The organism is Pseudomonas putida (assembly GCF_001976065.1).
Lineage (GTDB): Bacteria > Pseudomonadota > Gammaproteobacteria > Pseudomonadales > Pseudomonadaceae > Aquipseudomonas > Aquipseudomonas serbica.
In genome coordinates this window covers 970930-997626 of sequence record NZ_MNAH01000002.1, presented here as the reverse complement: position 1 = coordinate 997626, position 26697 = coordinate 970930, and the positions used below count along the sequence as shown (strand labels likewise).

At 62.3% G+C, this 26697-nt stretch carries 21 protein-coding genes; 7 read left to right on the top strand and 14 right to left on the bottom strand.

All coding sequences use genetic code 11. The annotated features are described in order from the left end of the window. Window positions 1–125 precede the first annotated feature (125 nt). From preA to hydA, 3 genes are all read right to left on the bottom strand, one after another. Entirely contained in the window at window positions 126–1400 is a 1275-nt protein-coding gene (gene preA, locus BKX96_RS10915; RefSeq protein WP_046817414.1) for an NAD-dependent dihydropyrimidine dehydrogenase subunit PreA, read from the bottom strand. Next, window positions 1401–2768, bottom strand: a complete 1368-nt coding sequence (locus BKX96_RS10910) for an NAD(P)-dependent oxidoreductase (protein WP_046817415.1) — start codon at window positions 2766–2768, stop codon at window positions 1401–1403. It abuts the gene before it with no gap. A 153-nt stretch (window positions 2769–2921) separates the two neighbouring features. Further along, a complete protein-coding gene (hydA, locus tag BKX96_RS10905; RefSeq protein WP_077183825.1) occupies window positions 2922–4361 on the bottom strand; it encodes a dihydropyrimidinase in 1440 nt (479 codons plus the stop codon). A 541-nt stretch (window positions 4362–4902) separates the two neighbouring features. On the opposite strand from hydA, the gene BKX96_RS10900 reads away from it, so the two are divergent. Together BKX96_RS10900 and BKX96_RS10895 are read left to right on the top strand one after the other, a co-directional pair. Next, window positions 4903–6387, top strand: a complete 1485-nt coding sequence (locus BKX96_RS10900; RefSeq protein ID WP_077183824.1) for an NCS1 family nucleobase:cation symporter-1 — start codon at window positions 4903–4905, stop codon at window positions 6385–6387. A 140-nt stretch (window positions 6388–6527) separates the two neighbouring features. After that, window positions 6528–7811 (top strand): Zn-dependent hydrolase, encoded by a 1284-nt coding sequence (locus BKX96_RS10895; protein WP_046817418.1) that lies wholly within the window; start codon window positions 6528–6530, stop codon window positions 7809–7811. Between the two features lie 45 nt (window positions 7812–7856). On the opposite strand, the gene BKX96_RS10890 is transcribed toward BKX96_RS10895, so the two are convergent. From BKX96_RS10890 to BKX96_RS10850, 9 genes are all read right to left on the bottom strand, one after another. Then, window positions 7857–9002, bottom strand: coding sequence for an XdhC family protein (locus tag BKX96_RS10890; protein ID WP_077183823.1), 1146 nt, complete (start codon window positions 9000–9002; stop codon window positions 7857–7859). 139 nt (window positions 9003–9141) lie between these two features. Next, the gene (locus tag BKX96_RS10885) at window positions 9142–10530 is read right to left on the bottom strand and encodes an amidohydrolase family protein (protein WP_077183822.1); all 1389 of its coding nucleotides are present in this window, start codon (window positions 10528–10530) and stop codon (window positions 9142–9144) included. Between the two features lie 12 nt (window positions 10531–10542). After that, window positions 10543–11904 carry a nucleobase:cation symporter-2 family protein gene (locus BKX96_RS10880; RefSeq protein WP_046817421.1) on the bottom strand — a complete coding sequence of 454 codons (1362 nt, stop codon included), beginning with the start codon at window positions 11902–11904 and terminating at the stop codon, window positions 10543–10545. Between the two features lie 249 nt (window positions 11905–12153). Beyond that, window positions 12154–13200 (bottom strand): CobW family GTP-binding protein, encoded by a 1047-nt coding sequence (locus BKX96_RS10875; protein ID WP_077183821.1) that lies wholly within the window; start codon window positions 13198–13200, stop codon window positions 12154–12156. A gap of 75 nt (window positions 13201–13275) precedes the next feature. After that, window positions 13276–13914 (bottom strand): UbiX family flavin prenyltransferase, encoded by a 639-nt coding sequence (locus BKX96_RS10870; protein ID WP_077183819.1) that lies wholly within the window; start codon window positions 13912–13914, stop codon window positions 13276–13278. Further along, the gene (locus BKX96_RS10865) at window positions 13911–15296 is read right to left on the bottom strand and encodes a UbiD family decarboxylase (RefSeq protein ID WP_046817424.1); all 1386 of its coding nucleotides are present in this window, start codon (window positions 15294–15296) and stop codon (window positions 13911–13913) included. Before BKX96_RS10865 ends, BKX96_RS10870 begins: the two co-directional genes overlap by 4 nt. Window positions 15297–15421: 125 nt before the next feature. Next, window positions 15422–16327 carry an amidohydrolase family protein gene (locus tag BKX96_RS10860; RefSeq protein WP_008059304.1) on the bottom strand — a complete coding sequence of 302 codons (906 nt, stop codon included), beginning with the start codon at window positions 16325–16327 and terminating at the stop codon, window positions 15422–15424. A gap of 4 nt (window positions 16328–16331) precedes the next feature. Then, window positions 16332–17261 carry an amidohydrolase family protein gene (locus BKX96_RS10855; protein WP_077183817.1) on the bottom strand — a complete coding sequence of 310 codons (930 nt, stop codon included), beginning with the start codon at window positions 17259–17261 and terminating at the stop codon, window positions 16332–16334. 309 nt (window positions 17262–17570) lie between these two features. Then, a complete protein-coding gene (locus BKX96_RS10850; protein ID WP_046817426.1) occupies window positions 17571–18461 on the bottom strand; it encodes a LysR substrate-binding domain-containing protein in 891 nt (296 codons plus the stop codon). Window positions 18462–18579: 118 nt separating this feature from the next. On the opposite strand from BKX96_RS10850, the gene BKX96_RS10845 reads away from it, so the two are divergent. The 5 genes from BKX96_RS10845 (at window position 18580) to BKX96_RS10825 (ending at window position 24159) form a co-directional block, all read left to right on the top strand. Next, window positions 18580–19044 (top strand): (2Fe-2S)-binding protein, encoded by a 465-nt coding sequence (locus BKX96_RS10845; protein WP_077183816.1) that lies wholly within the window; start codon window positions 18580–18582, stop codon window positions 19042–19044. Beyond that, the gene (locus BKX96_RS10840) at window positions 19044–21248 is read left to right on the top strand and encodes a xanthine dehydrogenase family protein molybdopterin-binding subunit (protein WP_077183815.1); all 2205 of its coding nucleotides are present in this window, start codon (window positions 19044–19046) and stop codon (window positions 21246–21248) included. Before BKX96_RS10845 ends, BKX96_RS10840 begins: the two co-directional genes overlap by 1 nt. A 5-nt stretch (window positions 21249–21253) precedes the next feature. Further along, window positions 21254–22156, top strand: coding sequence for a LysR substrate-binding domain-containing protein (locus tag BKX96_RS10835; RefSeq protein ID WP_046817429.1), 903 nt, complete (start codon window positions 21254–21256; stop codon window positions 22154–22156). Between the two features lie 74 nt (window positions 22157–22230). Further along, on the top strand, window positions 22231–23727 hold the full coding sequence (locus tag BKX96_RS10830; protein WP_077183814.1) for a helix-turn-helix transcriptional regulator: 1497 nt from the start codon (window positions 22231–22233) through the stop codon (window positions 23725–23727). 180 nt (window positions 23728–23907) lie between these two features. Next, window positions 23908–24159, top strand: coding sequence for a DUF1652 domain-containing protein (locus BKX96_RS10825; RefSeq protein WP_046817431.1), 252 nt, complete (start codon window positions 23908–23910; stop codon window positions 24157–24159). Window positions 24160–24652: 493 nt separating this feature from the next. On the opposite strand, the gene BKX96_RS10820 is transcribed toward BKX96_RS10825, so the two are convergent. Both BKX96_RS10820 and BKX96_RS10815 read right to left on the bottom strand, forming a co-directional pair. Next, entirely contained in the window at window positions 24653–25420 is a 768-nt protein-coding gene (locus BKX96_RS10820) for an SDR family oxidoreductase (protein WP_007976320.1), read from the bottom strand. Window positions 25421–25496: 76 nt separating this feature from the next. Further along, entirely contained in the window at window positions 25497–26564 is a 1068-nt protein-coding gene (locus BKX96_RS10815; protein ID WP_046817432.1) for a phosphotransferase family protein, read from the bottom strand. Between the last annotated feature and the right edge of the window lie 133 nt (window positions 26565–26697).

Here is a 26697-nt window from a genome sequence, read left to right as displayed (position 1 = left end):
AGGGCATCTTCGCGAGCAGGCTCGCTCCCACGTTGATCCCTGGTGTACATCCAAGTCATGTACGACCGCAATCCACTGTGGGAGCGAGCCTGCTCGCGAAGGCGTTGTCTCAGGCACCGAAAGCTTCAAGGACTGACGTGGTAGGGATTCCTCGGATCATGATTCCAGTCCAGAAACGGCTTGCCGTTCTCCATCGGCACCATCTCGATGCAATCCTGCACCGGGCACGTGATCTGGCACAGGTTGCAGCCTACGCACTCATCCTCGATCACCTGATACTTATGCGTGCCATCCGCCTGCTTGACGCTCGCCACCGCCTGGTGCGACGTGTCCTCACAAGCAATATGACAGCGCCCACACCCAATGCACGCCTCCTGGTCGATCTTCGCGATCACCTGGTAGTTGATGTCCAGGTACTTCCAGTCGGTGGTATTGCCTACCGCCCGCCCGGAAAATTCGGCGATGCTGGCGTAGCCTTGGCTGTCCATCCAGCGTGACAGGCCGTCCTTCATCTCCTCGACGATCCGGAAGCCATGCAGCATCGCCGCCGTGCACACCTGCACCGAACCACTGCCCAAGGCCATGAATTCGGCGGCGTCGCGCCAGTTGCCGATGCCGCCAATACCGCTGATTGGCAAGCCATGGGTCTGCGGGTCGCGGGCGATTTCGGCGACCATGTTCAAGGCGATCGGCTTGACCGCCGAGCCGCAATAGCCGCCATGGGTGCTTTGGTTGCCGACGATGGGATTGGCGACCATGCGCTCCAGGTTGACGCTGGTGATCGAGTTGATCGTATTGATCAACGACACCGCATCCGCGCCGCCACGGTGGGCCGCGCGGGCAGCCACGCGGATGTCGGTGATGTTCGGCGTCAGCTTGACGATCACCGGCAGTGAGCAATAGGTCTTGCACCAGCGTGTGACCTGCTCGACGTATTCCGGCACCTGGCCGACCGCCGCACCCATGCCGCGTTCCGGCATGCCGTGGGGGCAGCCGAAGTTGAGTTCGATGCCGTCGGCGCCGGTGGCTTCCACCAATGGCAGGATGTGTTTCCAGGACTCTTCGACGCAGGGCACCATCAGCGACACGATCAGCGCGCGGTCCGGCCAGTCCTTCTTGACCTGGGTGATTTCCCGCAGGTTGATCTCCAGCGAACGGTCGGTGATCAGTTCGATGTTGTTGAAGCCGAGGACCTCCCGGTTGGCCCCGAAGTGCGCCGAATAACGCGACGACACGTTGACCGCCGCCGGGTCTTCACCCAGGGTTTTCCAGACCACGCCGCCCCAGCCGGCCTCGAAGGCGCGGACCACGTTGTAGGCCTTGTCGGTCGGCGGTGCGGAGGCCAGCCAGAACGGGTTGGGGGACTTGATGCCAGCGAAGACAATCGACAGATCGGCCATTTATGCAGCCTCCACATTGAGCATCAGTTGAGCGTTCATCGCCTCGGCAGCGAGTTTGCCGTGCTGCACCGCCTGCACGGTCAGGTCCTGGTCAAGACTGGTGCAATCACCGCCGGCATACACCCCGGGTATGCTGGTGCGCAGTTGTTCATCCACCAGGATCCGGTCGCCCTGGCGCTGCAGTTCACGGGCCAGTGGATCGGCGAGGGCGCGGCTGTCGAAGGCCTGGCCGATGGCCTTGAAAATCCCGTCGGCGGCCAGTTCGAAGGTTTCGCCGGTGGTTTGCAGGCGGCCTTCCACCAGATGGGTGCGGGCGAAGCGCATGCCGCGTACCTGGCCCTGGTCATCGAGCAAGACTTCCTCCGGTTGGGCCCAGGTCAACAGGCGCACCTGATTGGCCTTGGCGATGTCCTGTTCATGGTGGGTCGCCCCCATGTCATCAAAACCGCGACGATAGACCAGGTTGACGTCGCGGGCGCCCAGTCGGGCCATCTGCACCGCCATGTCGATGGCGGTGTTGCCGGCACCGAGGACGATGCAGCGGTTGGCCAGGGGTAACTGGCTCAGGTCATCAGCCTGGCGCAGTTCGCGGATGTAGTCGGTGGCCGCCACCAGGCCGGGCGCGTCTTCATGGGGTAGGCCCAGCTGCTTGCTGGCCGCCAGGCCGATGCCAAGGAACACGGCGTCGAATTGTTGATGCAGGTCGCTGAGGCTGAGGTTGTCGCCGAGTTTGTACCCATGGCGGATTTCGATGCCGCCGATGTCCAGGAGGAAATCCAGTTCCTTCTGCGCGTAATCGTCCACCAGTTTGTATTTGGCGATTCCGTATTCGTTCAGGCCGCCGGCCTTTTCCCGCGCCTCGAATATCACCACGTCATGACCGTGCATCGCACTGCGGTGGGCACAGGACAAACCGGCGGGCCCGGCACCGACCACGGCAATGCGCTTGCCGGTGGCGGCGCTGCGCGCGAACGGGTGCTCGGGGAAGTGCGCGTTGTCCACGGCGTAACGCTGCAACAGGCCGATTAGCACCGGCGCACATTCATGGGCGTTGTTGCGCACACAGGCTTGCTGGCAAAGAATCTCGGTCGGACAGACCCGGGCGCAACTGCCACCGAGGATGTTGGCCGAGAGGATCTTCTGCGCTGCACCCTGCACGTTGTCCTGGTGAATGTTGCGGATGAACGAGGGAATATCGATCTCACTCGGGCAGGCATTCACGCAGGGCGCGTCGTAGCAATACAGGCAACGCGAGGCTTCCAGGTGGGCCTGGCGATCGTTGAGTGGCGGCGCCAGGTCGGTGAAATGGCCGGCGAGGGCGGCCGCATTCTCAACGGGATGCGGGAGGTGAGTCAGGGTCTTGATCACGGTGTTGGCCTCACGGTAATTGAGGTGTTGCCTCTGTCGGGCATTGTTTTTGTGTTGACTGGGCCGGCCTCTTCGCTGGCAAGCCAGCTCCTACAGGGGAATGCATTTCAAACTGTAGGAGCTGGCTTGCCAGCGAAAGGCCGCAGGCCGCTATCAGCGTTTCACAGCAACCGGCTGATTCAACTCAGCCCGCTTGCTCAGCAAGTCGAACACCGCCGGGTACGGCGGCCGTTCGATGTACCGCCCGGCACCGCGCTCGGCGCGCAAGTCGCCATCGGCCCAGACCACGCGCCCCTGGCTGATGGTGTGGCTCGGTACGCCGCGCACGGTCTTGCCTTCGAAAATATTGAAGTCGACCTGCTGATGATGGGTCTTGGCAGAAATCGTCCGAGTACCTTGCGGGTCCCACAGCACCAGGTCGGCATCGGAGCCGACGCGGATCGCGCCTTTGCGTGGGTAGAGGTTGAAGATCTTCGCGGTGTTGGTGGAAGTCAGGGCGACGAATTGCTGCATGGAAAAACGCCCGGTGTTGACGCCTTCTTCCCACAACACGGCCATGCGGTCCTCGATGCCGGCGGTGCCGTTGGGGATCTTGCTGAAGTCGTCCTTGCCCGCGGCTTTCTGCTCGGCGCAGAAGCAGCAGTGGTCGGTGGCGGTGGTGTGCAGGTTACCCGCCTGCAAACCGTGCCAGAGGGCTTCTTGATGACCACGAGGACGGAACGGTGGGCTCATCACATAACCGGCGGCGGTTTGCCAGTCCGGGTGCTGGTAGACGCTGTCGTCCAGCAGTAGATGCCCGGCGAGCACTTCGCCGTAGACCGGTTGGCCCTTGGCGCGGGCGTAGGTGATTTCGTCGAGGGCTTCCTTGGTCGAGACGTGCACCAGGTACAGGGGCGTGCCGAGGGTTTCGGCAATGCGGATGGCGCGGCTCGCGGCTTCGCCTTCCACCTGCGATGGGCGCGACAGTGGATGCGCTTCCGGCCCGGTCATGCCCTGGGCCATGAGCTTGCGTTGCAGGTGAAACACCAGCTCGCCGTTTTCCGCATGCACGGTCGGCACCGCGCCCAGTTCCAGGCAGCGTTCGAAACTCGCCACCAAGGTGTCATCGGCGGCCATGATCGCATTCTTGTAGGCCATGAAATGCTTGAAGCTGTTGACCCCGTGATGAATCACCAGCTCAGCCATTTCTTCGCGAACCTGTTCACTCCACCAGGTGATGGCGACGTGGAAGCCGTAATCGGACGCCGACTTCTCGGCCCAACCACGCCACTGATGGAAGGCCTCCATCAACGACTGCTGCGGATTGGGGATGACGAAGTCGATGATCGAGGTGGTCCCACCGGCCAGACCCGCCGCCGTGCCGCTGAAAAAGTCTTCGCTGGCCACGGTGCCCATGAAGGGAAGCTGCATGTGGGTGTGGGGGTCGATGCCGCCGGGCATCAGGTATTGACCGCTGCCGTCGAGTATCTCGGCACCTGCGGGAACGTCAAGGTCTTCGCCAATGGCCTTGATCACGCCATCTGCGCAATACACATCGGCGCGAAAACTTTCATCATGGGTAACAACGGTAGCGCCACGGATCAACAGAGACATTCCGAGTTCCTCGCAGGCAGTGACCGGCTGATGCCGGTTCTAGATGTTTTATAGACGCAAGCGGCAACCGGATTAATCCTGTCAACGCTGTCAGGAATAAAAGCTAGTCTGAGTTATAGGAATGAGCAAGAATATTTTTTATAAGCTTATTGCTGATTTAACTAATTGAAAAATAAGGAATTAATACATGAATCCGCATAATGGTGCGGCCTCTCACCATTTTGACGCACTTGACAGGAACCAAATATGGTCAAGATTTCTTATGTGAAATCAGCCGTTTGAGGATGGTCTATGGTTGAGGCGTGACGTTGAAAAAAAAAGGGCTGCACCAGATTGAGTCCTGACGGTTCGGACAACTTGCCTGGCATTCGGCCTGAGTGACATGGCAAGTCATCGAGGTGCCCTGATAAAACTGATACATATCATTTAGTTGCACAGTGTTTATGGAACTGCCCGATGCGCAAGCGGGGCACCCGGCACGTTTATTGATGCCGCCAGCCCTCGATGAGCAAAAAATAACTCAAAGAACAGTGGAGCGGCCATGCAACAGATCAGATCGCAAGTGACCGAGCGCGACGGCTTGTTTGAGCTGGAAGCCGGCAGCGATGTCCTCGACAGTCCCCGTTACAACCACGACATTGCACCGACCAAGGTGCGCGAACGAACCTGGAACAAATGGCACATCACGGCGTTATGGGTGGGCATGGCGATTTGCGTGCCGACCTATACCCTGGGCGGGGTGCTGACGGCGTATTTCGGACTGAGTGTCGGTGAAGCGCTGCTGGCCATTCTGTTTGCCAACATCATTGTGTTGATCCCGCTGACGCTCAATGCCTTCCCCGGCACCAAGTACGGCATTCCGTTTCCGGTGTTGCTGCGTTCGTCCTTTGGCATTATCGGTTCCAACATCCCATGCCTGATCCGCGCGCTGGTGGCCTGTGGCTGGTTCGGCATCCAGACGATGTTCGGCGGCCTGGCGATTCACCTGTTCCTGGGCTCGGTGTTCGAGGGTTGGAAGTCCCTGGGCGGCACTGGCGAGGTCATCGGCTTCATGGTGTTCTGGGCGCTGAACCTGTGGGTGGTGATTCGCGGCGCCGAGTCGATCAAATGGCTGGAAACCCTCTCGGCACCGCTGTTGGTGCTGGTGGGGGTAGGGTTGCTCGTGTGGGCGATGCCCAACGTGTCGATGACCGAACTGTTGGCAATCGCGCCCAAGCGTCCTGAAGGTGCGGGCGTGGCCAGCTACTTTGCCGCCGGACTGACCGCGATGGTCGGGTTCTGGGCCACGCTGTCGCTGAACATTCCCGACTTCAGCCGCTACGCGAAAAGCCAGAAAGACCAGATTGTCGGGCAGATCATCGGCCTGCCGCTGACCATGTTCCTGTTTGCCTCCCTGGGCGTGGTGATGACCGCCGCCTCGGTGAAACTGGTGGGTGTGACGGTGTCCGACCCGGTGACCCTGATCGGCCATATCCCGAGCCCGGTGTGGGTGGCGCTGGCCATGGCGCTGATCATCATTGCGACGCTCTCGACCAACACCGCGGCCAATATCGTATCGCCCACCAACGACTTCCAGAACATCGCCCCCAAGGCGATCAACCGGACCAAGGCGGTGATGCTTACCGGGCTGGTAGGGCTGGCGCTGATGGCCCATGAACTGCTGAAAAAACTTGGGCTGATCGTTTCCGATGTCAGCCTGGAAACCGTTTATTCCAACTGGTTGCTCGGCTATTCGAGCCTGCTGGGGCCAATAGCCGGGATCATGGTGGTGGACTATTTCCTGATCAAGAAACAGCGCCTGGACCTCGCTGGCCTGTATCGCGATGACGTTTATCCGGCGTGGAACTGGAGCGGATTCATCGCGTTTGGTGTGCCGGTGGTGCTGACGTTGTTGTCCTTGGGCAGCGATGCGTTCAGCTGGTTCTACAGCTATGGCTGGTTTACCGGATCGGCCCTTGGCGGGTTGATTTATTACGGGTTGTGCGCGATGCGTCCTAGTCCGTCGATCGCGAAATCTGCGGTGTGATCGAGGGCCCCTTCGCTGGCAAGCCAGCTCCTACAGGTGACCGCGATCCCTTGTAGAAGCTGGCTTGCCAGCGAAGGCGGCCTCAAGGACACCACCCAATTGCCTGAAGCAACACACAAGAATAGCCTGAGGAGATCCCCATGAACGCGGCCGTAGACGTTCTGCAATCCACCCATCAGCACATCAACCGCGACCGCCTGTGGCAGTCGCTCATGGAGCTGGCCAGGCTCGGCGCCACGGTCAAGGGCGGTGTGTGTCGCCTGGCCCTGACCGACCTCGATCGGCAGGCCCGGGACATTTTCGTGGCTTGGTGTGAGGCGGCCGGCTGCACTGTCAGCATCGATGCCGTGGGCAATATTTTCGCCCGTCGGCCCGGACGCAATCCGGATCTGCCACCGGTGATGACCGGGAGCCACATCGACACCCAGCCCACCGGTGGCAAGTTCGATGGTTGCTTCGGCGTGCTGGCCGGCGTCGAAGTACTGCGCACCCTCAATGACCTGGGCATCGAGACCGAAGCGCCGCTGGAAGTGGTGGTGTGGACCAACGAAGAAGGCTCGCGCTTTGCCCCGTGCATGATGGGTTCCGGCGTATTCGCCGAGAAGTTCACCCTCGAAGAAACCCTGGCCAAGGTCGACGCCGAGGGCGTGACAGTAGGCGAAGCGCTCAATGCGATTGGCTACGCGGGCACCCGCAAAGTCAGTGGCCATGCCGTGGGCGCTTATTTCGAAGCTCACATCGAGCAAGGCCCGATCCTGGAAGACGAACGCAAGACCATTGGTGTGGTCATGGGCGCCCTCGGACAGAAATGGTTCGACCTGAAACTGCGCGGCGTCGAAGCCCACGCCGGCCCGACGCCGATGCACCTGCGCAAGGACGCCCTGGTCGGGGCCGCGGTGATCGTCGGCGCGGTCAATCGCGCAGCCCTGGGTCATCAGCCACACGCTTGCGGCACTGTCGGTTGCCTGCAGGCCTATCCCGGCTCGCGCAACGTCATCCCGGGCGAGGTGCGCATGACCCTGGACTTCCGCCACCTGGAACCGGCACGACTGGACTCGATGATCGCCGAAGTACGCGAAGTCATCGAAACCACCTGCGAAGAACACGGCCTGACCTATGAACTGACCCCCACTGCCGACTTCCCGCCGCTGTATTTCGACAAGGGCTGCGTCGAAGCGGTACGCGGCGCGGCGCAAGGGCTTGGCCTGTCGCACATGGACATTGTCAGCGGCGCCGGGCACGACGCGATCTTCCTCGCCGAACTCGGTCCGGCCGGGATGATCTTCGTGCCGTGCGAAGGCGGCATCAGCCACAACGAAATCGAGAATGCCGCGCCGGATGACTTGGCGGCCGGGTGTGCGGTGTTGTTGCGGGCGATGCTGGCGGCGTCGGCGGCAGTGGCCAAGGGGGCGCAGGCCGCTTGAAACGAGGAAGATCGCAGCCTGCGGCAGGCTGCGAATTGATGATCTTCAAACGGTTGCCGAACACTCGAGCTTTGCACTGACCACAAGATCGACCTGATGAATCGGTTTGCTTCGATGCCGGAGCATCCCGCCCTGGCGCTGGTTCATTACCGCCGTCATCTCGGCGAGTATTGCCAGCGCCACACTCTGCGGGGTATCGCCACCGAGGTCGAGGCCCATGGGGTAGTGCAGCGCCGAGCTGCCCGGGCCGATGTCGGCCAGCAGGCGTTCGGTGCGCTCCCTGGGGCCGAGTTGGCCGAGGTAGGCGGGTGAGGCCTGCAGCGCCAGCCCAAGCCAATGGCGGTCCTGGCGGTAGCTGTGGGTCATCACCGCGACCGCGGCGCCGTCGATCAGCGGGGACAAGTCGAACGGGTTGTCGAGGCTGGCGAAGACGACTGCGTCGGCTTGCGGGAATCGTTCGGCGCGGGCGAAGTGGCTGCGGCTGTCGACCACGCTGACATGCCAGTCCAGCAGTTTGGCCATGCGTACCAACGGTTGTGCGTCGTGGCCGGCGCCGAATATCACCAGGCGCGGCGGCGGGTCGAGGTATTCGATAAACACCTCGACCTCTCCACGGGCGTCAGTGTAGAGGCGTTTCGAGGACTTTTTGTGCGCCAGTGCCTTGTGCAGGTCATGGCGAATCGCATCGGTCAGGTGCGGGCTGCGCAGGCTTCCCTCGGTGTCGGACAGCAAGCGCTCGCCGACCCGGACGCAGGCATTGCGCGAGGTGCCGATCACCGTGGCCATGGCAGCCGGTTGTTGACGGTCGCGCACCCGGCGCAGCAGTTCGATGGCCGGTGCAGGGGATTTTGCGCGCAGGCGTTCGAGCAAGACGAAAACCGTGCCGTTGCAACCCAGGCCAAAGGTCAGGGCGCTTTGCTCGTCGTCTTCGTCCTCGGTGGCGCCGGTGCTGTAGCGGCGCACCAGCGGTTCGCCGGAATCGGTCAGCCACCAGGCTTTTTTTGCCAGGTCCTGCTCCAGGCAACCGCCACTGACGGTGCCAACGGTGCGGCCGTGCAACGGGATGAGCATTCGCGCACCGGGACGGCGGTAGGCCGAGCCTTCCACCTTGACCACGGTGGCGAGAATGGTTTCTTCGCCGGCCTGGGCGGCGGCGTCGATGGCGTGCAAGAGTTCGTTGAGGCCGGACATGTAATCACTCCAGAAAATGACGGCGATCCTTGCAGGCGCTGGCTTGCCAGCGAAGAGGGCGCCAAACCCAGCGCAGATATGGGCCTGACACACCGCTTTCGCTGGCAAGCCAGCTCCTACAGGAAGGTGGGGTGGTGGGTCACTCGTCTACCTTCATCAACTGTCGCACGCCCTCCCAGGCCTCGGCCCGCATCCGCTGCACATCCAGCCCCGGTATCACGCCGTCATCCACCACCACCCGGCCGCCGACCAGGCTGTACTTCACCGCAATCGGCTCGCCCGCCACCACTGGCGCCACGGCGATGTCGTGGAAACCGAAGAAGCGCGGATGATCGAGTCCATAGATCACCAAGTCCGCCGCCTGGCCGATTTCCAGGGTGCCCACCGCGCCCAGCCCCAGTACCTGCGCACCGCCAGCCGTGCCCCAGTGGATGACATCTTCGGCGGTGGTCGCCGATGCGCCTTGCTCCGCCCGGTGAATCAGCCACGCGGTGTTCGCTTCGCCGACCATGCTCCCTGATTCGTTGGACGCCACGCCATCCACGCCAAGGGAAATCGCCACCCCGGCTTCGAACATCTGCGGCACCGGTGCCACGCCGCTGCCCAGGCGCGCATTGCTCACCGGGCAGTGGGAAATGCCGGTTCCGGTTTGCGCGAGCATGCGTATTTCGCCGGGTTGCAGGTGCACCGCGTGGGCGAACCACACATCCGGGCCGAGCCATTCGTGTTCGGCGACGAATTCCACTGGAAGGCAGTTGTATTTCTCGCGGCAGAAATTCACGTAGTTCTGCGTTTCCGACAGGTGCGTGTGAAGCCGCAAACCGAGGCCGCGAGCGGTGTGGGCCAGTTCCCGCAGCAGCGTCGGTGGCAGGGAAAAAGTCGGCGTGGTCGGCGCGACCACCACCCGGCGCAAGGCATCCGGGGTGTCCTGGTGATAGCGCGACTTGAGCCGTTCGATGTCACCAACCATCTGGTCGAGGGTTTCCGGTTGCAGCGCGGTTTTCGAGAACCCCGGGTGGGCACTGGCCGACTCCAGCGCGCCGCCCCGGCACAGGACGAAACGCAGGCCGAATGTCTCGGCCATGTCGAACAGCAGGTCACCGGTCTCGGTGGTGCCGTTGGCATGGTAGAGGTAATGGTGATCGGCGCAGGTCGTCACCCCCGACAGCAGCAGTTCGGCCATGCCCAGTTGGGCGGCGATCCGCGCCAGTTGCGGGGTGAAGCGGTTGAGGCGCGGGTAGGGCACGCTGGCCAGCCAGCCTTGCAGGTCCTGGTTCAGGCCTTCGGGCACGGCTTTGAGCAGGTTCTGGAACAAGTGATGGTGGGTGTTGATCCACCCCGGATACACCACGCAGTGGCGCGCATCGATCACCCGCTCACCGGGTTGCGCTTGAAGGCCTGCGGCCATTTCGGCGATGCGCCCGTTGACGATGCGGATGTCCACGCCGCCAGCCCTGGCTCGCGGGCCACGCAGGCCGGTCATCACCGCCACCGGGTTCTTGATCAGGATGTTTTGCAGTTGAGTCATGGTCGGCTCCAGTCAGAGGCTATGGGTAGCGGATTTGCTGGCGGCGGCATCGGGCACACTGACACCGTTAAGGGTGGCGTTGAGCAGCACCGACACCAGGCAGGCGATGACCACGCTGCTGTGCAGGAATGGCTGGCTCCACTCGGGCAATTGCTTGAACAGCGCCGGCGCCAGCACCGGCACCAGGGCGGCGGCGATGGTGAAACCGACGATCAGCACGTTGTAGCGATTGTGCTCATAGTCGACCTTGGCCAGGGTCTGGATCCCTGCTGCCGCGACCACGCCGAACATCGCGATGCCCGCACCGCCAAGGGCCGCGGTCGGCATGGACGCGATGATCGCCCCGGCCTTGGGCACCAGCGCCACCGAGCACATCAGCAAACCGCTGACGGCGACGACCCAGCGACTGCGCACGCCGGTGAGGATCACCAGTCCGACGTTTTCCATGAAGGCAATGAACGGAAACGCCGCGAACATGCCGGCGATGGTGCTCGCCAGGCCATTGGCCCGCAGGCCGTTGATGACCTGTTTTTCTTCCACCGGTTTGTCGACGATGTCGCCGATGGCCACGAACAACCCCATCGATTCGACCATTTGCACGATCATCACCACCACCATGGTGGCGATGGGGATCAGGCTGAAGGTCGGCATACCGAAGTAGAACGGGTAGGGCACGGTGAGCCAGGGCGACTCCTGCACACTGTGAAAACTGCCCATGCCCAGCCCGTAGGCCAACGCCGCGCCCACCAGCATGCCCACCAGCACCGCCATGTTGCGCAGCATCGGGCTGCCGTAGCGGCTGACCAAGAGGATGCTGAGCAACACCACGGCAGCGACTGCCAGGTACGCTGGCGCGCCGAAATCACTGGCGTGGCGGCCACCACCGACCCACTCGTAGGCGATCGGAAACAGCTGCAGGCCGATCACGGTGACGATGCAGCCGGTCACCACCGGCGGAAAGAACCGGCGTAATCGACCCACGAATGGCGCGATCAACATGGTGAAGATACCGGCTCCGATCACGGCCCCGCAGACTCCGGCGAAACCGACTTGCGGGTTGGTGCCGATGGCGATCACCGGCCCCACGCTACTGAACGCAACGCCCTGCAGGATCGGCAGGCGCACACCGAATTTCCAGAAGCCGACGGTTTGCAGCAAGGTGGCGATGCCCGAACAGAACAGTGTGGTGCTGATCAGCACCACCGTGTCGGCCTGGGACATTTTCAGGGCGCTGGCGACAATCAACGGCACGGCGATGGCGCCGATGTACGAGACGGCCATGTGTTGCAGGCCGAGGGTGAGCATTTGTCGGACCGGCAGAATCCGGTCGACGGGGTGGAGGGTGGATGTAGCGGGGGTATTGGCTGACGACATGGGGAATCACCTCTAGCTGTTGTTATTCGGTACAGAGGGGTATTCGTTCTGATGCCCGTTCAGGGACGCCTCATCCCTTGTGTAGGAGCTGGCTAGCCAGCGAAGGCGGCATATCAGTCGACATCCATGCCAACAGGCGCACCGCTTTCGCTGGCAAGCCAGCTCCTACAGGGTTTGTGTTGTCCTGAAAAATGGGCATCAGTTGTTCATGTGCCCGGAACCGCCATCCACCGGCTCCGATGCCTTTTTTCAGCCTGCCAGGCAGGCGGCGAAGCCCTGGTTCAGTGCCGCGCGGTCCAGGTCGCGGCCGATGAACACGATCTTGCTGGAGCGCGGTTCGCTGCCCCACAAGGTTGACGCACGGAACTCGACCAGGCTGTGCACCCCCTGCAACACGTAGCGCTGGTCCTGATCCGCCACCGCCAGCACGCCCTTCATGCGGTACAGGTTGTCGGCCTGTTCGGTGCGTAGCCGGGTGATCCAGCGGTGGAAGTCGCCCAGGTTGACTGCGCCGTCCACGGCAATGCCCACCGACGTCACGCTCGGGTCGTGCTCATGGTCGGGTTCGTCGTGGACGTGGTGATGCTCGTCGGCGTGGTGATCGTGCTCGGCACCGATTTCCATGAGTTTTTGCGTGGACTCGAAGGCGCCGATGCCGAGGATTTTCGACAGGTCGATTTCGGCATAGCTGGAAGTCACCAGATCCGCCGTGGCATTGAGCCCGCGGATTTTCTCGCTCAGGGCCGCCACTTCGGCGTCACTGACCAGGTCGACCTTGTTGATGACGATGCGGTCGGCGCAGACGATCTGGTCCACGGCCTGATTGTCCACGCCATCGAGTTGCAGGTCTTCCAGGTGCTGGGCGATGTGTTTGGCGTCGACCATGGCGACGATGGCGTCGAGCTCTACTTCATCGGCAATCGGGTCGTTGATGAAGAAGCTCTGGGCCACCGGGTACGGGTCGGCCAGGCCACTGGTCTCGATCAGGATATGATCGAGTCGCACCGGCCGCGCCACCAGTTCGCGGACGATGCGCACCAGGTCCTCGCGAACCTCGGCGGTGCAACACACGCAGCCGTTGACCATCTCGTAGATTTCTTCGGTTTCCGAGCTGAGCACCAAATCGCCGTCGATGCCGACTTCGCCGAACTCGTTCTCGATCACGGCGATCTTGCGCCCGTGGTTCTCCTTGAGGATGTAGTTGAGCAGGGTGGTCTTGCCGGCGCCGAGGAAGCCGGTGAGGATGGTCACCGGGATCTTGGTGTTGGGGGTTGGGGCGTTGAAGGGCGTGTTCATGTCATGCTCCTTGATTAACTAAAGGCTCGCAGTGCTTGCAACTGTGGGAGCGGGCTGGCTCGCGAATGCGGTGTGTCATTCAGCGAAAGTGGCGACTGATTCACCGTTTTCGCGAGCAGGCTCGCTCCCACAGGGGGGGTGTGTGATTGCTGGTTCTCGCCAGCGCGTTGCCGTGCCGGCATCGAGGCCGAACAGATCGAGGACGCGGCCGAGGCTGTGATCGACCATTTGCGCCAGGTCTTGCGGGCGGGCGTAGAAGGCCGGGACGGGCGGCGCGATGATGCCGCCCATCTCGGTGACCGCCGTCATGTTGCGCAAGTGGGCGAGGGTCAGCGGGGTTTCCCGGGCCATCAGCACCAGGGTGCGACGTTCCTTGAGGGTGACGTCGGCGGCGCGGCCGATCAGGCCCGATGAGGTGCCGGTGGCGATCTCCGCCAGGGTGCGCATGGAACAGGGGGCGACCACCATGCCCAGGCAGCGGAACGAACCGCTGGCGATCCCGGCGGCCACGTCGTCGGCGCGGTGGTAATGGCTGGCCAGCGCGGTGACGTCAGCCAGTTTGTAGTCGGTTTCATGGGCCATGGTCAGCAGCGCGGCGCGGCTGATGACCAGGTGGCTTTCGATGTCGAGTTCGGCGAGCAGTTGCAGCAGGCGCACGCCGTAGATGAACCCCGACGCACCGCTGATGCCGACCACCATGCGCTGGCGATTCATGATTGCAGGCCTGCGAGCAGTTGGCGGGCGCGCTCGACCACCTCCAGGTCAAGCTGCGCCTTGATCCCGTCGAATCCCGAACCGCGCGTGGCGTCCAGGCCCATGCGCGAGGTGGTACCGTTGACCGAGGACGACGGGTCCAGCGGGCTGCCGGGCAGGCCATCGATGACGAAAATGTCCTGGTGCGGCTGGAAGTGCGTGGCCAGTGCCCATAGCACCTGGCTGTCGTCACTGATGTCGATGTCGCTGTCCACCGCGATCACGGTTTTCAGGTAAGGGTCCCAGCCGAGCAGGGCGAGCATGATCTGCCGTGCCTCGCCGTCGCGGCTCTGCTCCAGGGCGACGTAGCAATGAAAATGGGTGCCGGAGTTGGGGTAGTGCACGGCGGTGACGGCGGGGAAGCGCGCCTTGAGTTTCTCGCTCATCTCCGCTTCCCGGGGCAGCCGCGCCAGGGTCAGGTGTTCGGCGTAGCGACCACCGACCACGTCCACCAGCCAGGCGTCCTTGCGCCGCATCAGGGTGTCGACCCGCAGCACGTTGTTGGTCGAGCGATCCGAGGAGTAACCGCTGAACTCACCGAACGGGCCTTCTTCGGCATAGGCCGTCGGATCGATCGCACCTTCGAGCACAAATTCGGCGAAGGCGGGCACGCCGATGCCATAACGAGGTGTCTTGACCAGCTGCAGCGGCTCGCCAAACAGACCGCCGGCCACCGCGCGTTCATCGCTGCCGAAGGGCAGGCGTGCGGCGGCCGCGAGCATGAACAGCGGGTGCGCACCCACCACCATGGCCACGCGCAGTTCTTCGCCACGTTCGCGAGCGGTTTGCAGCATGCGCCACAGATGGCCACGCGAATGCAGGCTGGTGGCCAGGGTCTGCCGGGCATGGCGCATTGAGCGGTGGTAGCTCATGTTGGCGATACCGCTAACCGGGTCTTCGGCAATGATGATCGCGTTGGTGATGTAGGGGCCGCGGTCGCTGGCGAAATGCTTGAGCATCGGCAGCAATGCGAGGTCGACCGCTTCGCCTTCGAAGATTTCATCCAGCACAGGGCCGGTCTCGACATAGCACGGGGCGATGGGATGGTTGGCGCGCTGTTGGAACGTCTCGTGCAATTGCGCCGGGGCGACGCCGAAGATCCGGGCGATGCGGGTGCGGGAGGCGAACAGGTTGGTGACCACCGGCGCACCGAAGTTGCCGACTTTTTCGCAGATCAGCAGCGGGTCGCGACCCTGGCTGGCGAGGGCATCGACCAGGGCGGTGACGTCCTGGTCGGCGCTGAGGGATTGCTGGACGGCGAGGACATCGTCCGGGTATTGCCGGCGATAGGCGTCGAGAAAATCGTGAAAATCCTGGGTATCGCCGAGCGTCGAGAGGGTCATGGTTTCACCTCGTGAAAAACGATGCGGTTATTTGTAGGAGCCGGCTTGCCGGCGAAGGCGTCCGTAAAAGCCGCACACGACTCACGGGCCTCTTCGCTGGCAAGCCAGCTCCTACAAGGTTGGCGCTAGAGGTAGGTGGTGGTCAGACGAATGTCCGCCTCGGCCAGGTCCTTGGGTGGCGGCGTCGGTTCGATGCCGCACAACCGGGCGATGTTGTTGCCCAGGTAGTCCTCCAGGTGATCCTCATCAATGCCCAGGCCTTGCGGCGCCGGCGAGCACAGCACCTCCAGCTCGCGCAGCCACATGCCCGGCTCGTTCGGCGGTGAGTCGGTGCCGAACACGATCTTGTTGCGCGGCAGGTCCTTGGCGAACTCGACGATCCGCGATTGGAAGCACCAGCCGGATTCGCAGTACACGTTCGGCGTGTCCATGGCCATCCAGAACGCCTCGAACGAGTAGTTGCCGCCGGTCTGGATGCCGAAGTGACCGATGATGAAATTGACCATCGGGAACTCGCGGATGATCGGGTAGAACATGGTCGGGATGGTGTACGGGCCGTCGCCGGTGTGGATCAGCACGACGATGTTGTACTTGGCGCAGACTTTCATTGCCGGACGCAGCCAGTCCAGCGCCCGGTCCGGGCGATAACCGTGCATGTTGGCGTGCAGCTTGAGCATCTTGAAGCCGTATTCCTTGATGTGGAATTCCAGCTCTGCCGCACCATTTTCCGGTCCCCAGCGCGGGTTGAAGTTGAAGTTGCCGATGAAGCGGTCGGGGTACTTCACGCACAGTTCGGCGACGTAGGACATGTAGTCGCGCACGCCTTCACGGCCGCGGCGGTTGCCGTCGCGGTAGCCGGTGTTGCCCGGTGGTGGCTGGATGAAACCCATGTCGATGCGGCGCGGCTTGCCATTGATCATGTACGGGCCGTCCATCAGCTTGAGCATGCGCTCGCCGGTGAAGGGTTCGCCGGTATGGCGCCAGGCCTCGTCGACCAGGTTGGTGGGGTGCAGATGGGTGTCGATGATCATCGGTTCAGCTCCTGGCCAGTTGAGTGGTGAGGGGGCGCTTGAGTTGCGCCTCTGCTTCGGCAACGGAACGTGGCGGCGGGGTTGGTTCGAGGCCGATCATCCGGGCGGTGTTGTTGCCCAGGTATTCCTCCAGGGTGTCCTCGTCGAGGTTCAGGCCTTGCGGCGGTTCGTGGCACAGCACTTCGAGCAGGCGCAGCCACATGCCTGGTTCGTTCGGCGGAGTGTCGGTGCCGAAGAGGATCTTGTGGGTCGGCAGGACCTTGGCGAACTCGACGATCCGCGATTGCAGGCACCAGCCGGATTCGCAGTAGACGTTCGGCAGCTCCATCGCCCATTGCATCGGTTCGAACACGTAGACGCCGCCGGTCTGCACGCCGAAGTGCGCCATGATGAAATCGACGTTGGGGAATTCCTTGATCATCGGCACCCATTCCGACGGGATGCTGTAGGGCCCGTCGCCGGTGTGCAGCTTGACCGGGATGCCCAGCTCGGCGCATTTCTCGAAGGCCGGACGCACCCAATCCAGGGCGCGGTCGGGACGGTAGGCGTGCATGTTGGCCTGCATCTGCACCATCTTGAAACCGTGTTCCTTGACGTAGCGCTCGATCGCCTCGACACCGTTTTCCACGCCGCAGCGCGGGTTGTAGACGAAGCAACCGATGAAGCGATCCGGGTAGGTCTGGACCATTTTCAGGGTGTAGGCCATGTAGGCGTCGATGGACTCGCGACCGGTCAGGTCGCCATCGGTCCAGGTGTAGATGGTGTTGCCCTGGGGCGGCTGGATGAAGGCTTTGTCGATGCGGCGAGGTTTGCCGTTGACCATGTACGGGCCATCCATCATCTCCAGCAGACGCTCGCCGGTGAACGGGTCACCGTCATGCCTCCAGGCGAGGTCCACCAGATCGGTGGGATAGCAGCTGATATCGATGATCATTGAAGTCGATCTCCTGATAGCGGGAAGGGAACCTTGCGGTTCACAAGCAGCCACGTCCGGGCAATCGGCCATTTCTATGCGTGAAGGCTCACGCATTCCCTCGCCTGGTCGCATCCGGCTCGGGACGCTGGCTGCTTGGGGAGGAGTATTGGAAGGGGGGGTGAGGTTCGTACAATATTAATTGGGCGGGGGTTTGATATGCGTTCGATATGGGGAGATGGGTGGCGGATGCGCCGGCCGCTTCGCTGGCAAGCCAGCGCCTACAAATGATCGCGATCCCCTGTAGGCGCTGGCTTGCCAGCGAAGGCGTCAGGATTGTGTACGCAAAGCCAACTCTTTGATCGCCTCAACCACCGGCGCCACCCGCTCACCGTGCCCCGGCGGCCATACGGCGTAAAGGTTGTAATGCGCCGCAATCCGCGCCTCGTTCAACACCACCAGCCGCCCGCTGCGCAAGGCGTCCGCCGCCAGCAACCCACGCACCAACCCTGCGCCAACGCCGGCTTCTGCAGCGGCAATCAGGTTCGCTGCGTTATCGAACACCACCCGTGCCGGTGGCTCGACGGGTGGCATTCCCGCCGCATCCAGCCATGGAATCCACGACCGTCGCGTGTAGCCCAATAACGGTAATTCAAGGATCTGCTCCGGACTCAACGGCCGTTGCACACCCTGGCGTTCCAGCAGCTCAGGCGACGCCACCGCCATCACCCGATCCCCGCAAATCTGCGTCATCTCGCAGTCTTCCCAATCGCCATAACCGTAGCGCAAGGCCAGGTCCACGCGTTCGAACGCACTGCGATCCGATCGCGGCATCGACAGCATCACCACCTCATGCCCGGGCAACAGATCCAGCAGCTGCGGCAGGCGCGGATTGAGCCAGCTCTGGGCCAGTTCGCTGTCGACATCCAGGGTCAGCCGCTGCGCCACGCTGCGGTTCTTCACCGAAGACAGCGCCCGGTCGATCTGTGCCAGGCCGTCGGACAGCACGCTGGCGAAGAGTTGCCCGGCGTCGGTCAGGTTGCTGCCGCCGCCTTCGCGCACGAACAGCGGCTGGCCGATGAAGTCTTCCAGGGCGCGGATCTGCTGGCTGATGGCGCTGTGGGTGAGGTCGAGTTTGCGCGCGGCACTGGAGAAACTGCCGCTACGGGCCGCCTGGATGAACGCACTCATGGACTGCACCGACGGGTATCGCTTGTACATGCTGTTAGTCCTACTTACACAGGATGGCAGAAATCGTCGCTGGCCCGATTTTCCCAAGGCTCCCAATAATCGAGCACCAGGCCTGCACAAAGACGGGCCGCTCTCTTGGAGCCTGACAATGATCGAATTCACGGTAAACGGCGAACGACGCGAGCTGGTAGAGACATCGCCCTCCATGCCCTTGTTATGGGTGTTGCGTGACCACTTGAAACTCACCGGCACCAAGTTCGGTTGCGGCATGGGCCTGTGCGGTGCCTGCACCGTGCACCTGGACGGTGTCGCGGTGCGTTCCTGCCAGGTGCCGGTCGCCGCCGTGGCGGGGCACCGCATCACCACCATCGAAGGCTTGTCGCCCACCGAACAGCATCCGCTGCAACTGGCCTGGGTTGCCGAAGATGTGCCGCAATGCGGCTACTGTCAATCCGGTCAGATCATGTCCGCGGCCGCATTGCTCAACACCGGGGTGACGGTCACCGACGATGCGATCCGCAATGCCATGTCCGGCAACCTGTGCCGCTGTGGCACTTACGGTCGGATCAACAAGGCCATCAAGCGTGCGGCGTCTGCGCCGAAGGAGGCGTGATGACGATGTCCCCGATGAATCTTTCGCGGCGCATGTTTCTGCAGCGAACCGCAACCGTTACCGGCGGTCTGGCCATTGCGTTTTACCTGCCTGCGGGCCTGGCTGCGACTGACCTGAAAGTCCCTGCGCCTGTCGGCGAGTTCGAACCCAACGCCTGGGTGCGAATCCTGCCCGACGGTACGGTCAAGCTGGTGGTGCACAAACACGATTCCGGCACCGGCACGCACACTGCGTTGGCCGCGTGCGTCGCCGAGGAACTGGACGTCGACCCGATGACCGTGCAGGTGATCTCGCCGGAAGATCCGTTCTTCGAGACCTACATTCATCCGATCTGGAAAGTCTTCTCCACCGGCGGCAGCACCAGCGTATCGCTGGAGTACGAGCGTCTGCGCATGGCTGGCGCCACCGCCCGGGCGCTGCTGGTCACGGCGGCTGCCAGGCAATGGAAAGTCAGCCCCGACGGGTGCACCACCGACGAAGGCCGTGTGGTTCATGCAGCGAGTAAACGCAGCCTCGGCTACGGTGAACTGGTGAACGTCGCCGCGCATCTGCCGGCACCGGCCACGGTCGCGCTCAAGGACCCGGCGCAGTTCAAGTACATCGGCAAACTGCGGCACAAGCGCGACGCCCGGGCCAAAGTCTGCGGCCGCTTCAAGTACAGCATCGACGTGGTGTTGCCGGACATGCTGGTGGCGGTGATTGAACGGGCTCCCGTGGTGGGGGCGAACGTTGTGTCGGTGGACAGCGCGGCTGCGTTGCAAGTGCCGGGCGTGCGCAAGGTGATCAAGGTGCCGGGGCGTCCCGATGTCCTTGGCGGCAACGTCGAAGGCGTGGCGGTGTTGGCGGATAGCTACTGGGCCGCGCATCAGGGCCGTGAATTGCTCGAGGTGAAGTGGAGTGGCTCTGCGTTGGAGGGGTTTGACAGTGATGAACTGGCCAAGGCCCAGGCTGCGGCGCTGGATGACCAGGGCGCGCAGCGGGTGACCGCGATGGCTGCGGGTGATGTGAACGCACAATGGCCGGTCGCTGCAAAGCTGCTCGAAGCCGATTACCGCATGCCCTACAAAGTGCAGAATCCGCTGGAGCCGATCTGCATCACCGCGCAGGTCAAGGATAACGCCATCACTTACTGGGGCGGTGTGCAGGTGCCTTCATCGGCGCTGGAAGCCGCGCAAACCGTGTGCAAGATCGCCAAGGACAAAGTCACTATCAACGAGCTGGTGTCCGGTGGCAGTTTCGGTGCCCGGGAGGCCAAATACTGGTTGTTCGAAGTCGCCTACCTGGCGCAGCAGGCCAAGGTGCCGGTGAAACTGATGAACAGTCGCGAAGACGAAATGCGCTCGCTGTTCATGCACCCGGCCACTTTGCACCGGGCCAAAGGCGCGCTGGACACCCAGGGACGCCTGGCCGCGCTACAGCTCAACGTGGTGTCGCCGGCCTCGCCGGAGCAGTGGGAGCCGGGCTATTTCGAGCGCCCGGACAAGATGGACTACAGCACCACCGAAGCCATCACTGCATGGGACTTCGCCTATCGTCCGCCCCATCTGGATCTGGTCTGGGTCAAGCACGAAAGCGCCGTGCCGAGCGGCTGGTATCGCTCGGTGAGCTTCATTCCCAACGTGTTCGCCGTGGAGAGCTTCATGGATGAACTGGCCCACGGCGCAGGCCAGGACCCCTTGGCGTTTCGCCTGGCCAACATGCAAGACCGACCGCGCCATGTGGCAGTGCTCAAAAGCGCCGCCGAGCGTGCCGGTTGGGGCCAGCCACTACCGCCAGGGACGGCGCTGGGGATCGCCACCAACCAGGGCTACACCAGTTTCATTGCGGTGGTCGCCCGGGTGGCGCACAAGGACGGCGAGACCAAAGTCGAGAAGCTCACCTGCGTGGTCGATTGCGGCCTGGCCGTTTCACCCGGCGGCGTCGAAGAGCAGATCTATGGCGGCCTGATGTGGGGCCTCGGCCATGCCTTGTTCGACCGCATGGACATCAAGCAAGGCAGGGTGGTGCAGAGCAACTTCCATGACTACCGCGTGACACGCATGTCGGACATGCCGGAGGTTGACATCCTGTTGGTCGAAGGTGAGCCATCCAAGCCAGGAGGTGTCGGCGAACTGGGCAGCCCATCGGTAGCCCCGGCCATCGCCAATGCCCTGTTCAGCCTGACCGGCGTGCGCCAGCGCTCGACGCCACTGACACTGGGGTAGCCACCATGGACTTGCGATTGCTGCGCTACTTCATGGCGCTGGCCGAGGAACTGCATTTCGGCCGGGCTGCCACGCGGCTGCACATCTGCCAACCGCCACTGAGCCAGCAGATTCGTTTGCTGGAAGAAGAGTTGGGCACGCCGCTGTTCGAACGCAGCCACCACCGGGTCGAACTGACAGCCGCCGGGCAGATGCTCAAGGAGCAGGCGCCACTGGTGTTCGAGCAGCTCAACCGTGCCCTGGACCTGACGCGTCAGACCGGTCGTGGTCAGTTGGGCGAGCTGGAAATCGGCATGATCAGTTCGGTGATGGTGGGGGTGCTACCACGGGCCTTGCACCTGTTTCGCGAGCGTTACCCTCAGGTGAACTGGCGCTTGCATGAAATGACCCCCGCCGCGCAGGTCAAGGCGCTCAAGGAAAAGCGCATCGATGCCTGCGTGTTCCGGGTCGGCTATGACGATCCGCAACTGCGCAACGAGCTGCTGATCTACGAGCCGATCCGGGTTGTGATGCCAATGGACCACCCCTTGGCCCGACGCGACAGCCTGGCACCCGCTGACCTTGCCCAGGAGCCGTTCGTGGCGCTGGAACTGAAGCAGTCGCGGTTTGCCGACTTTCTTTACCAGTGCTGCATCCAGGCCGGGTTCACACCGCAGATCCGCCAGCAGGTGATTGAAGTGCAAACCCTGCTCAGCCTCGTGCGCGCCGGTTTCGGCGTGGCACTGCTGCCTGCGTCCATCGAGCAGTTGGCGCCGGCCGGCCTGGTATTCCGGCGCCTGACCCCGGCCTTGCCGGAAGTGCCGTTGTACGCCACCTACCGTGCGGACGATGATTCTCCGGTGCTCAAGCTGTTTCTCGATACGTTGCGTGAACTCGTCGTGCAAGACCTCGACACCCTTCCCCTGTAGGAACTGCCGCAGGTTGCACGATCATGAACGCCTGTGGTCGTAACCTTCACAGAGGCACTACGCGTGGAGATCCAATGAGCCAGGACGTCCTGACCACCGAAACCAACCGCCGGCAATTGCAGCAGATCATCGCCGGTCTGTCCGACGGGGTGATTTTGCTCGATCCCGACCAGAGCATCCTCTGGGCCAATGAGGCGGCGCTGGCCATGCACGGTGTCGAACGGGTCAGCGACCTCGGCGCCGATGCCAGGGCGTACGCCAAACGCTTCGCCTTGCGTTATCGCAACCATCACCCGGTGCCGGTCGACAGCTACCCGATCAGCCGGGTGGCGCGGGGCGAAACGTTCAGCGATGTACTGGTCGAGGTCACGTCCGTTGCAGACGAAGAGCGCACCTGGGTCCATCGCGTACGCAGCATGGTGTTGGCCGACAGCCACGATGAGCCGGAATCGTTGGTGTTGATCATGGACGACGTCACTGACTGGGCCAGTGCCGAGCAACGCTTCGAGAAAACCTTCGCCGCCAACCCGGCACCGGCCGTCATCTGCCGTCTCAGTGACTTGCGCTACATCAAGGTCAATCCCGGGTTTCTCGAAATGACCGGTTACTCCCGAGACCAGGTGATTGGTACTTCGACCTATGAACTGGATGTGCTGGAGCAGGCGCAAAACAAGGAGCTGGCCAAGCAGCGCCTGCGCGAAGGCGCGACCATTCCGCAGATGCAGGCCGAGTTGCGATTGGCCGACGGTGGCAACAAGCAAGTCATCGTGGCCGGCCAGCCGCTGGAGCTCAATGACGAAGCCTGCATGTTGTTTTCCTTTGTCGACATGGAGCCCCGGCACAAGGCCGAGGTTGCCCTGCGCCAGAGTGAGGAACGCTTTGCCAAGGCTTTTCGCCTGAGCCCGGTGCCGATCATGGTGTGCAGCGCCAGCGATCAAGTGGTGATGGATGTGAATGAGGCGTTTCTGGTTACCCTCGCGTACGCCAACGAAGAAGTGCTCGGCAAAACCATCGCCGATATCGACGTCTTCCATGACAAGGGCGCCCGGACACGGCTCTTCACTGCCCTGGAGAAAACCGGAAGTCTGGACCGCATTGACGTACGCGTGCGCAGGAAAGACGACGAACTGATCGATTGCGTCGTCTGTGCCGATACCGTGAATATCCAGGACAGCCCTTGCTACCTGCTGGTGTTGATGGACATCACCGAGCGCAAACACACCGAGCTCGAGATGCTGTCGGCCATTGAAGAGGTGATGAAAGACGCCTCCTGGTTCAGCCGGATGCTGATCGAAAAACTCGCCAACGTGAAACACGTCAAATCGCCGCAGCTGCCCAGCGTGGCTTTTACCGACCTGACGGCCAGGGAACGCGACGTGCTGGAATTGATCTGTGAGGGCCTGGCGGACAAGGAGATCGCCGCGCGCTTGAAACTGGCGCCTAACACCGTGCGCAACCACGTCGCGACGGTGTATTCCAAACTCGATGTGCACAGCCGCAGCGAAGCGATTGTCTGGGCGCGCGAGCGCGGGTTGTTTTCCAGTCAATGGGGCACGAAGGGCCAGCGGTAAGGTGCAAATGCACTAGTGTGTGGGGTGCAAATTTACGTTCTGAGTGGCTTTGCCAAGCAGTAGCCTAAGAGCGGGTGGATGACAGTTCTGGATCATTCCCCGTTTCTCGGATGCTAAAGGAACAGCCATGCACGACGAACGCCCCACCAGCGCATTTGATTGCAACACCGGGTTATCGCAATGATTCAGGTGTCCCAGTTACGCACGCAAATTGAACGGACCTTTTCGCCCTTGGCTTGTGAGTGCAATGTCTCCGGCGATCATTCGTTGACCATCAAGCTTTACGACCCGGTGTCCGGACAAGTCGATCTGGTGGTCAGTGGGTTGAACGTGGCCAGGCTGCAGTCACCCGAATCGGTGGCGGCACTGCTCGAAGAATTGCGCTACGAACTGCAAAGCAACAGCCTGCAACGCCCGGACCCGGTAGTGTAGGAATTGCCAGGTTAGCCATGCCAGGACGGCTGAATGCGCGATAAAAAAGTACAAAAGTGATATTTCTGCGACCCCCCGTGAACTTTCCGGCGGGGTTCTGTTGTCACACAAATGTGTACATCCCTTATCGCGGGTCAACCTATGAAAAGTCTTGGGAAACGCGTTTTTGCACCCCTGTCGCTCTGCGCAATCATTCTCGGCGGCTGCGCCAGTCCGCCACCGCCACCGCCTGCCGCACCACCGCCACCGCCTGAAAAGACCTGCCAGACCTCCGATAGCACCCAAGTAATGGGCGATATGCGGGCGGAAGGGCAGGTGACGCGCGAAACCACCGTGACGCGGTGCGTCACACAGTAAACAAAGCGCCAAGTTTGTGCAGGAGCGAGCCTGCTCGCGAAAAACGGCAACGATGACGCAGGGTGCCTGACACCCCGCGGCGCTCTGACCTCCATCGCGAGCAGTCTCGCTCATACATTGACAGGGTCGTATCAGGTCAGGACAGGAAGCCACCGTCCACGTTCAGCGAAACGCCGGTGGTGTAGCTTGAGGCATCACTCGCCAGGTACAGCACCGCACCGGCCATCTCGCTCGGATCGGCTACGCGCTTGAGCGGGATTTGTTGCAACGCGGTATTCAGGATGGCCTCGTTTTTCACCAGCGCCGAAGCGAATTTGGTGTCGGTCAGGCCCGGCAGCAGCGCGTTGCAACGGATGCCGAACTGCGCGCATTCCTTGGCGAACACCTTGGTCATGTTGATCACCGCCGCCTTGGTCACCGAGTAGATGCCTTGGAATATGCCCGGCGACACGCCGTTGATCGACGCGACGTTGATGATGCTGCCGCCGCCGTTCTCGCGCATCAGCTTGCCGGCTTCCACCGACATGAAGAAATAGCCGCGGATATTGACGTCGACGGTTTTCTGGAAGGCGCTGAGGTCGGTGTCCAGCACGTTGCAGAATTGCGGGTTGGTCGCGGCGTTGTTGACCAGGATGTCCAGGCGCCCGAACTGTTCCTTGATACCGGCGAAGACCTGGCTGATCTGCTCCATTTCGCCAATGTGGCAGGCGATGGCGGTGGCTTTGCCACCGGCGGCGATGATCGCGTCGGCGACGTGTTGGCAGCCTTCAAGCTTGCGGCTCGAGACAATCACGTGGGCGCCTTGCTGCGCCAGCAGTTTGGCGATGGCTTCACCGATGCCACGGCTGGCGCCGGAGACGAAAGCGATCTTGCCGTCGAGGTCGAACAACTGAGTCTTGGACATGGTTTTTCCTTGTTATGGAGCCGAATCGCTGTTCGTAGGAGCCGGCGAGCCGGGCTCCTACAAGGGCTGTGTTGTATCAGAGGCTGGATTTGTGGATGACCTGCAGGCTCATCTGCTCCAGCAATTTGTTCATGTGAATGAACTGCGCGAAGCGTTTGTCCTGGGTCTGGCCATGGTAGAAGCGGTAGTAGATCTGCTGCACGATGCCAGCCAGGCGGAACAGGCCGTAGGTGTAGTAGAAGTCGAAGTTGTCGATCTCGATGCCGGAACGCTCGGCGTAGTAGTCGACGAATTCGCGGCGGGTCAGCATGCCCGGAGCGTGGCTGGGCTGGCGGCGCATCAGCTGTACCGGCGCCGGGTCACTGGCTTCGATCCAGTAGGCGAGGGTGTTGCCGAGGTCCATCAGCGGGTCGCCCAGGGTGGTCAGTTCCCAGTCGAGCACGCCGATGATCTGCATCGGGTTGTTCGGGTCGAGGATGACGTTGTCAAAGCGGTAGTCGTTGTGCACGATGCTGGAGGTCGGGTGATCGGCCGGCATCTTGTCGTTGAGCCAGGCTTTCACCGCTTCCCAGTGCGGCGCGTCGGGGGTCAGGGCTTTCTCGTAGCGCTCGCTCCAGCCTTTGATCTGCCGTGCCACGTAGCCTTGCGGCTTGCCCAGGTCACCCAGGCCATAGGCGTTGTAGTCGACACGGTGCAGCTCGACGAACTTGTCGATGAAGCTCTTGCACAGGGTTTCGGTTTTTGCCGAGTCCAGCCCCAGTTCCGGCGGCAGTTCGGAGCGCAGGATGATGCCGTTGACCCGCTCCATCACATAGAATTCGGCGCCGATCACCGCTTCGTCGGTGCAGTGCACGTAGGCCTTGGGGCAATACGGGAAGCCGTCGCGCAATTGGTTGAGGATGCGGAATTCGCGGCCCATGTCATGGGCGGACTTGGCCTTGTGACCGAATGGCGGGCGACGCAGGACGAATTCTTGCTCGGGGTATTCGAGCAAATAGGTGAGGTTCGACGCACCGCCCGGGAACTGGCTGATGCGTGGCAGGCCGCTCAGGCCTGGAATGTGGGCCTTGAGGTATGGATCGATCAGGCTGGCATCGAGCTCTTCGCCGGTGCGGGTGCGGGTGGATTGGTCAGTAAGCGCCATGCTTATCCCTTCTGCTTATTCTGGTGGCCTGAAACTATTGGCTAATCTAATGCGCGCACCCGGTACCCACAACCTCCGCCGGCCCTTATAGGTGAGCGTGTTGCCGGGCAATCATTGTTTTTGATACATCTGT

What these genes read in the sequence shown, in the direction of transcription:
- BKX96_RS10870 (WP_077183819.1), bottom strand. Translation starts at nt 13,914, where the DNA reads ATGAATCGCCAGCGCATGGTGGTCGGCATCAGCGGTGCGTCGGGGTTC.
- BKX96_RS10890 (WP_077183823.1), bottom strand. Translation starts at nt 9,002, where the DNA reads ATGTCCGGCCTCAACGAACTCTTGCACGCCATCGACGCCGCCGCCCAG.
- BKX96_RS10880 (WP_046817421.1), bottom strand. Translation starts at nt 11,904, where the DNA reads ATGTCGTCAGCCAATACCCCCGCTACATCCACCCTCCACCCCGTCGAC.
- BKX96_RS10895 (WP_046817418.1), top strand. Translation starts at nt 6,528, where the DNA reads ATGAACGCGGCCGTAGACGTTCTGCAATCCACCCATCAGCACATCAAC.
- BKX96_RS10855 (WP_077183817.1), bottom strand. Translation starts at nt 17,261, where the DNA reads ATGATCATCGATATCAGCTGCTATCCCACCGATCTGGTGGACCTCGCC.
- BKX96_RS10865 (WP_046817424.1), bottom strand. Translation starts at nt 15,296, where the DNA reads ATGACCCTCTCGACGCTCGGCGATACCCAGGATTTTCACGATTTTCTC.
- BKX96_RS10900 (WP_077183824.1), top strand. Translation starts at nt 4,903, where the DNA reads ATGCAACAGATCAGATCGCAAGTGACCGAGCGCGACGGCTTGTTTGAG.
- BKX96_RS10815 (WP_046817432.1), bottom strand. Translation starts at nt 26,564, where the DNA reads ATGGCGCTTACTGACCAATCCACCCGCACCCGCACCGGCGAAGAGCTC.
- BKX96_RS10850 (WP_046817426.1), bottom strand. Translation starts at nt 18,461, where the DNA reads ATGTACAAGCGATACCCGTCGGTGCAGTCCATGAGTGCGTTCATCCAG.
- BKX96_RS10860 (WP_008059304.1), bottom strand. Translation starts at nt 16,327, where the DNA reads ATGATCATCGACACCCATCTGCACCCCACCAACCTGGTCGACGAGGCC.
- BKX96_RS10840 (WP_077183815.1), top strand. Translation starts at nt 19,044, where the DNA reads ATGACGATGTCCCCGATGAATCTTTCGCGGCGCATGTTTCTGCAGCGA.
- BKX96_RS10830 (WP_077183814.1), top strand. Translation starts at nt 22,231, where the DNA reads ATGAGCCAGGACGTCCTGACCACCGAAACCAACCGCCGGCAATTGCAG.
- BKX96_RS10845 (WP_077183816.1), top strand. Translation starts at nt 18,580, where the DNA reads ATGATCGAATTCACGGTAAACGGCGAACGACGCGAGCTGGTAGAGACA.
- BKX96_RS10835 (WP_046817429.1), top strand. Translation starts at nt 21,254, where the DNA reads ATGGACTTGCGATTGCTGCGCTACTTCATGGCGCTGGCCGAGGAACTG.
- BKX96_RS10885 (WP_077183822.1), bottom strand. Translation starts at nt 10,530, where the DNA reads ATGACTCAACTGCAAAACATCCTGATCAAGAACCCGGTGGCGGTGATG.
- hydA (WP_077183825.1), bottom strand. Translation starts at nt 4,361, where the DNA reads ATGTCTCTGTTGATCCGTGGCGCTACCGTTGTTACCCATGATGAAAGT.
- BKX96_RS10820 (WP_007976320.1), bottom strand. Translation starts at nt 25,420, where the DNA reads ATGTCCAAGACTCAGTTGTTCGACCTCGACGGCAAGATCGCTTTCGTC.
- preA (WP_046817414.1), bottom strand. Translation starts at nt 1,400, where the DNA reads ATGGCCGATCTGTCGATTGTCTTCGCTGGCATCAAGTCCCCCAACCCG.
- BKX96_RS10875 (WP_077183821.1), bottom strand. Translation starts at nt 13,200, where the DNA reads ATGAACACGCCCTTCAACGCCCCAACCCCCAACACCAAGATCCCGGTG.
- BKX96_RS10825 (WP_046817431.1), top strand. Translation starts at nt 23,908, where the DNA reads ATGATTCAGGTGTCCCAGTTACGCACGCAAATTGAACGGACCTTTTCG.